This window comes from Actinomycetospora sp. 2LY8.5 (assembly GCF_057180585.1).
The window spans coordinates 63280-69721 of sequence record NZ_JBXUHE010000036.1; the positions used below are offsets into that span (position 1 = coordinate 63280).

6 protein-coding genes are annotated in these 6442 nt (G+C 74.7%); all 6 read right to left on the bottom strand.

What is annotated here, in order from left to right:
• Nucleotides 1–44: 44 nt before the first annotated feature.
• The gene (locus AC2A1K_RS28125) at nt 45–1400 is read right to left on the bottom strand and encodes an LLM class flavin-dependent oxidoreductase (protein WP_483899650.1); all 1356 of its coding nucleotides are present in this window, start codon (nt 1398–1400) and stop codon (nt 45–47) included.
• Nucleotides 1397–2134 carry an ABC transporter ATP-binding protein gene (locus AC2A1K_RS28130; RefSeq protein ID WP_483899651.1) on the bottom strand — a complete coding sequence of 246 codons (738 nt, stop codon included), beginning with the start codon at nt 2132–2134 and terminating at the stop codon, nt 1397–1399. Before AC2A1K_RS28130 ends, AC2A1K_RS28125 begins: the two co-directional genes overlap by 4 nt.
• Nucleotides 2110–2946, bottom strand: coding sequence for an ABC transporter permease (locus AC2A1K_RS28135; RefSeq protein WP_483899652.1), 837 nt, complete (start codon nt 2944–2946; stop codon nt 2110–2112). The genes AC2A1K_RS28130 and AC2A1K_RS28135 overlap by 25 nt, the downstream gene beginning before the upstream one ends.
• On the bottom strand, nt 2943–4016 hold the full coding sequence (locus AC2A1K_RS28140; RefSeq protein ID WP_483899653.1) for a PhnD/SsuA/transferrin family substrate-binding protein: 1074 nt from the start codon (nt 4014–4016) through the stop codon (nt 2943–2945). Before AC2A1K_RS28140 ends, AC2A1K_RS28135 begins: the two co-directional genes overlap by 4 nt.
• A 24-nt stretch (nt 4017–4040) precedes the next feature.
• Nucleotides 4041–5012 carry a TauD/TfdA dioxygenase family protein gene (locus AC2A1K_RS28145; protein ID WP_483899654.1) on the bottom strand — a complete coding sequence of 324 codons (972 nt, stop codon included), beginning with the start codon at nt 5010–5012 and terminating at the stop codon, nt 4041–4043.
• Between the two features lie 207 nt (nt 5013–5219).
• On the bottom strand, nt 5220–6442 hold a 1223-nt coding region (locus tag AC2A1K_RS28150; RefSeq protein ID WP_483899655.1), incomplete at its 5' end, for an ROK family protein.

Sequence of the window (6442 nt, forward strand, 5' to 3'; positions counted from 1 at the left end):
GATCGACCCTGCGGGAGAACCTGGGCCCCCGGCCCGGCCGACCGCTACGCGCCGGTCCGGTGCCGCGACGAGACGAGCGTGTTCGCCGGCCGGGGCAGTCCGAGGTGGTCACGCAGGGTCGTGCCGGTGTACTCGCCCCGGAACAGCCCCCGCCGCTGCAGGATCGGGACCACCGTGTCGACGAACACCTCGAGCCCGCCCGGATACCAGGGCGGCATCACGTTGAACCCGTCGGCGGCACCGGCGCGGAACCACTCGGTGATGGTGTCGGCGATCTGGTCCGGGGTCCCGGCGACGACCCGGTGACCCCGGGCCCCGGCCAGGCGGTGCAGCAGGCGGCGCACGGTGGGGCGTTCCCGCTCGACGATCCCGGCCACCACCTGCAGCCGGCTGCGGCCGTTGTCGGTGACGTCCCCGGCGTCGGTGAACAGCCGGTCGGGCACCGGGCCGTCCAGGTCGAGGTCCTCCACCTCGCCGACATCCGTTCCCGTCAGGGCGGCCAGCTGAGCGAGCCCGTAGGCCGGGACCGTCAGCTCGTCGAACTCCTGCTGCAGCGCCCGGGCCGCGGACTCGGTACCGGCGATGAACGGGCTGATCCCGGGCAGGATCCGCACGTGCTCCGGGCGGCGCCCGAGCCGGGCGGCCCGGTCGCGGACGTCCGCGGCGAACGCCTGCGCGTCCGCCAGCCGCTGGTGCGCGGTGAAGATCGCCTCGGCGTATCGGGCGGCGAACGCCCGCCCGTCGTTCGACGCCCCGGCCTGCACGAGGACGGGGTGCCCCTGCGGCGGGCGCGGCTGGTTGAACGGGCCGCGGACCCGCAGGTGCCGCCCGTGGTGGCCGATCTCGTGGATCCTGCTCCGGTCCGCGTAGACGCCCGCCGCACGGTCGAGCACGACCGCGTCGTCCTCCCAGCTGTCCCACAGCGCGACCGCCGCGTCGACGAACTCGCTCGCCCGGGCGTAGCGCTCCGCGTGCACGGGGTGGGCGTCCAGACCGAAGTTCGCGGCCGCTCCCGGGTCGCCGGTGGTGACGATGTTCCACCCGGCCCGCCCGCGGGAGATGTGGTCCAGCGAGCCGAACAACCGGGCCAGGTTGTAGGGCTCGGAGTAGGTCGTCGACGCGGTGGCGATCAGCCCGATGCGCTCGGTGGCGACGGCGACCGCGGTGAGCAGCGTGATCGGTTCCAGGCGGCCCGCGGCGTTGTGGGCCACCTCGGTGCGCAGCGATGGCGAGTCCGCGAAGAAGATCGCGTCGAGCTTCCCGGCCTCCGCGGTCCGGGCGATCTGCTGGTAGTACTCGACGTCGTAGATCCGCTCGGGGGTGGTCGACGGGTGACGCCAGGCGGCCTCGTGGTGCCCGGCCGGGTAGATGAACGCGTTGAGTGACAGTTGCCCGGTCACTGCTCGACCCCCAGCGCCGCGCGCAGCTCGGCGCGGTACGCCACGACCAGCGGGTCGCCGGGATCCCGCGGTCGGTCCAGGTCGATGTGGCGGTCCGACACGATGCGGCCCGCCTCCAGCACCAGCACCCGGTCGGCCAGCACGACCGCCTCCTCCACGTCGTGGGTCACCAGCAGCACCGCCGGACGGTGCCGCTCGACGAGCTCGAGCAGCAGATCCTGCATCCGGAGCCGCGTCAGCGCGTCGAGCGCGCCGAACGGCTCGTCCGCGAGCAGCAGCCGTGGCTCGCGGACCAGCGAGCGGGCCAGGGCGACCCGCTGCTGCTCGCCGCCGGAGAGCTCGCCCGGCCACGCGCGCTCCCGGCCCGCCAGCCCGACCTCGGTCAGTGCCGCCGCGCCCAGCCGGCCGGCGTGCTCGCCCTCCAGCCCGAGCACGACGTTGTCGAGGACCCGCACCCAGGGCAGCAGGCGGGAGTCCTGGAACACGACGGCGCGCTCGGCGGGCACCGTCAGCTCCCCCGACCCCGCGACGCCGTCGTCGAGGTCGGCCAGCGCGCGCAGCAGGGTCGACTTGCCCGAGCCGCTGCGCCCGAGAAGGGCGACGAACTCCCCCGGCGCGATCTCCAGGTCGAGGCCGTCGAGCACGGCGACGCCCTCGAACCCCCGCACCAGCCCGACGGTCGAGACGGCGCGCTCGGTCCTCGTGCCGGTCAGCTCCCCAGCGTCCGCCGCCATGACAGCGCCCTCCTCTCGATCGCCCGTACGGTCGTGTCGCTCGCGAGCCCGAGAACCGCGTAGACGACCAGGCCGGCGACGATGATCTCGGTCTGCCCGTAGTTGCGGGCCTGGGTCATGAGGTAGCCGATGCCGCTGGTCGCATTGACCTGCTCGACGACGACGAGCGCGGTCCAGGCGATGGTCACCGCGAGCCGCAGACCGGTGAAGAACCCCGGCAGTGCTCCGGGTAGCGCGACCCGCCGGACGAAGGACCGCCGGGACAGCTCCACGCTCTCGGCCAGCTCGACCCAGCGCGCATCGACGCCGCGCAGGGCGGCGTGGGTGTTGATGTAGATCGGGACGAACACGCTCAGCGCGATCACGACGATCTTCATCTCCTCGCCGATCCCGAACCAGACGATCATGAGCGGGATCAGAGCGAGGGTCGGGACGGCGCGCTTGATCTGCACCGGGCCGTCGACGACGGCCTCGCCGGTACGGCTCAGACCGGCGATCAGCGCGAGCGCGAGACCGGCGACGACGCCCAGCAGGAGGCCGACCCCGGCCCGCTGCACCGAGGACAGCAGGTTGGACTGCAGCCGGCCGTCCGCGACCAGGTCGCCGAACGTCGTGACCACCGTCCACGGCGGGGACAGTGTCGCCGGGTCGATGAGTCCGGTCGCGGACCCGACGACCCAGATCAGCACGAGCAGCGCCGGGCCGAGCAGGAGGCCCCGCGCCGTGGTCCGCCCCGGGGCGAGCCCGCGGCGGGTGCGGGGGCGCGGCGCCAGGCGGGGATCACCGGTGGGGCGGGGGGCGAGCGTGGTCATCGCGGCGTCACCTCCGGGTCGAACGACGCGCCGACCTCGGGCACCACGCGGGCGACGACCTCGTCGAAGCGCCGGTCGAACCCGTCCGCGGCCCGCACCGGGCGGGGTAGCTCACCGGCCCGCGAGATGACGTCGATGGAGTCCTGCTGACGCTGCACCAGGGCGTCGTCCAGGCGGGGGAAGGTGGCGGTCCCGAGCGAGTCGACGATGCGCCGGCCGTCGTCGGCGGTGACGCCCTGGTTGTCGACGTAGTACTCCTGGATCCACGGCTCCGGGTTCTGGTTCACCCACTGGCTCGACCGGATGTAGGACTCGACGTAGGCACGCAGCGCGGCCGCCTTGGCCGGGTCCTCCAGCGCCCCGCGGCGGGCGTAGAGGTAGTTGAGCCCGGTCGACGTGCCGGCGGTCTCCGCGGGATCGATGATGCCCCCGCCCCGGGGCGCCGCCTCGCTGAGGAACCGGGTCAGCCGCGGCTCGTTCAGCGGGGCCACGTCCACCTGTCCGGTGCGCACGGCGTCGTTGAAGTCGCCGAGCTGGAGCCGGACCAGCACGACGTCGCGGGTGGTCAGGCCGGCCTTCTCCAGCGCCCGCAGCACGATCACCTGCTGCGCGGTGCCCTCGGCGTAGGCGATCTTCTTGCCGCGGAGGTCGGCGAGGCGTCGGGCCGGCACGCCGGGCGCGACGGCGAGCAGGGTGTTCCCGACGTCGACCTGCCGGGCGGCGATGATCGGCACGTCCTCACCGGCGACGAGGGCCTGGATCGGCGGGGTGTCCCCCACGTAGGCGACGTCGGCGGCGCCCGCCCGGAACGCCTCGAGGATCTGCGGACCGCCGACGAAGTTGGCGAACTCGGGGCGGAACGGCAGCCGCTCGAGCTCGCCCGACGCCCGCAGCGCGGACTGCTGGACCTCGGCCTGGTCCGCGATCACCAGGGTCGTGTCCGGCGGCACGTCGGCGGGCAGGGGCGCGTCGGCGGCGAGCTCGCCGCCCGAGGAACCGGAGCAGGCGGTGAGCAGGAGCGCGGCGATCGCGAGGGTGGCGGCGAGCAGCCGGAATCGGGTGGCGGTCATGACGATCTCCGTGGCCCGCGCCGCTCAGTCGACCACGACGGCGTGGTCGGCGGTGAACGGGCGCCCCTCGACGGCCTCCGAGGTGAACCCGTCCGGTCCCACGGGCCGGTCACCGATCACCGTGACGCGGTGCAGCGTGCGGCGGACGTCGAGGTGGTCGAGGTCGGCGGGCGCGAGGTGCGCCGTCGCCCGGTTGTCCCAGAAGGCGACGCTGCCCGGCTCCCACCGGAAGCGCACCGTGTACTCGTGCCGGGTGATCTCGGCGTAGAGCAGGTCGAGGATCGCGGCGCTCTCGCGCGGCGTGACGTCGACGATGTGGCTGGTGAAGCCGGGGTTGACGAACAGGGCACGCTCGCCGGTCACCGGGTGCACGCGCACGACCGGGTGCACCGAGACGAGCAGGTTGTCGTTGACGCGGCGCGCGTAGGCGCCGTCGCCCGCCGGGCGGCGCGACCCGCCGTAGCGGTGCTCGGCGCGCAGCCCGTCGACGAAGGCGCGCACCGGCGCGGAGAGCCCCTCGTAGGCGGCGACCAGGTTGGTCCACGTCGTGTCCCCGCCGACCTCGGGCACCACCTCCGCGCGCAGGATCGACGCGGAGGGCGGGTTGACCGCCGCCGTGACGTCGGTGTGCCAGCCCGCGAGGTAGCTGTACCGCCGTCGGGTCACCGCGGGCTCCTCCCCGCCGTAGCGCTGCCGGTAGCGATCCGGGTCGACCGTGAAGATCTCCGGGTGGCCCTCCGGCGGGGCGTCGTCGTGCGGGTGGGCGTAGGTCAGCTCCCCGAAGCGGCGCCCGAAGCGGACCTGGGCACCGTGGTCGAGCTGCTGGTCGCGGAAGAACAGCACCTTGTGCCGGTGCAGCGCGGCGGTGATCGCGTCCACCCTGGCGGCGTCGAGATCGGCGGCCAGGTCGACGCCGGTGACGTCCGCGCCGATGTGTCCGGCGACGGGTCGCACGGTGAGGCCGGCGGTCGTGGCGCGGTCGGTGGTGAGGGTCATGGTGGTCTCCGTCGGGTGCGGCAGGAGGCGCGGGGGGCGCGCGCGAAGGGCCCGGCGGGGCGGCGCCCCTGGGGCGTGGTGAGGGTGTGGCGCAAGCAGGTGCCGGTCGGCGTCAGCGACAGCAGCAGCGAGCGCAGCAGGGCCGACATGCCCTGGTCAGAAGCGGTGCGCTCATGGAACTCATCGTCGGTGGGGGCTCACGGCGAGTCAATTTTCCGAGGACGGAAATGAAGTCCGCGCAGGTAGATCGCCCGGGTCGGTGTACACGTCGTGCAACAGGACCGACCCGCCGGCGACCGCGAGCGCGCGGGGCCCGAACGTCCCGGGCACCACCGCGCGCGCCGGGTCGGCGCCGACGTGGGAGCAGCGGGACACCTCGGCCCGCACCTCGGCGACCAGCTCCGGCCGTCGCGCGATCCCGGGCTCGGTCACGACCACGATCTCCGGGTTGATCAGGTCGAGGAGCAGCGCCACGGCCCGTCCGACCGCTCGCGCGCGCTCGGCGAACAGCCGCGCGGCCCACGGGGCGCCGGCCTCGAGCGCGGCCAGCACGTCGGTGAAGCGCGGGACCTCCAGGTCACCGCGCTCCACGGCGCGCACCGCCACGGCCTGCTCGGTGACGGTGGCCTCGAAGCACCCGGCGCGGCCGCACGCACAGGCCGTGTCCGACCCGACGGGCAGATGGCGGACGTCGCCCGCCGCCGCTCCCGGCCCCTGGTGCACCGACCCGTTCGTCGCGATCGCGGCGTCCACGACGTTGCCGACGAACAGCGCCACCTGGCTGGTCCGGGCACGCTCGCGGTGGGCGCCGATCAGCTGTTCGGCACGGGCCAGCGCCCGGGCGTGGCTCTCCACCCGCACCGGGAGGCCGAGGCGGTCCTCCAGGGCGGCGCCGACCGCCAGCTCGTGCCAGCCGAGCTGTGGGTGCGTCACCACGGTCCCCCGGCCGGGATCCACGTGGCCGCCGGTGGCGAAGCCGACGCCGAGCGGGCGGCGGTCACCCGCGTGCCGGTCGAGGAAGTGCGCCATCGCGTCGCCGAGGCCCGCGAGCAGGCCGTCCGGCGTGTGGCCGGGCGCGTGCCACCGGCGTTCCTCGGCGAGGACCCGGCCACGCAGGTCCATGAGCACGAGGGTGGCGTGGGGCACCGCGACGTGGATGCCGGCGATGACCTGGTGGCCGGTGTCGATGTCGACCGGCACGTGCGGGCGCCCGACGGTCGAGCGCGGGCGCGGGACCCGGTGGTCGCGGACGAGCCCCAGATCGGTCATGGTGCTCAGCTGCCGGCTCACCGCCGCCGGGCTGAGGCCCGTGACCTCGCCGACCGTGCTGCGCGCGACCGGGCCGTGGTCCAGCACGGCGCGGAGCACGGCGGACGCGGTCGCCGCCGAGCGGCGGGGGACATCGGTGGGCTGGGTGGTGGGGGTGGTGG

Coding starts and splice junctions, on each gene's coding strand:
- AC2A1K_RS28145 (WP_483899654.1), bottom strand. CDS start 5,012: ATGACCCTCACCACCGACCGCGCCACGACCGCCGGCCTCACCGTGCGA.
- AC2A1K_RS28135 (WP_483899652.1), bottom strand. CDS start 2,946: ATGACCACGCTCGCCCCCCGCCCCACCGGTGATCCCCGCCTGGCGCCG.
- AC2A1K_RS28130 (WP_483899651.1), bottom strand. CDS start 2,134: ATGGCGGCGGACGCTGGGGAGCTGACCGGCACGAGGACCGAGCGCGCC.
- AC2A1K_RS28140 (WP_483899653.1), bottom strand. CDS start 4,016: ATGACCGCCACCCGATTCCGGCTGCTCGCCGCCACCCTCGCGATCGCC.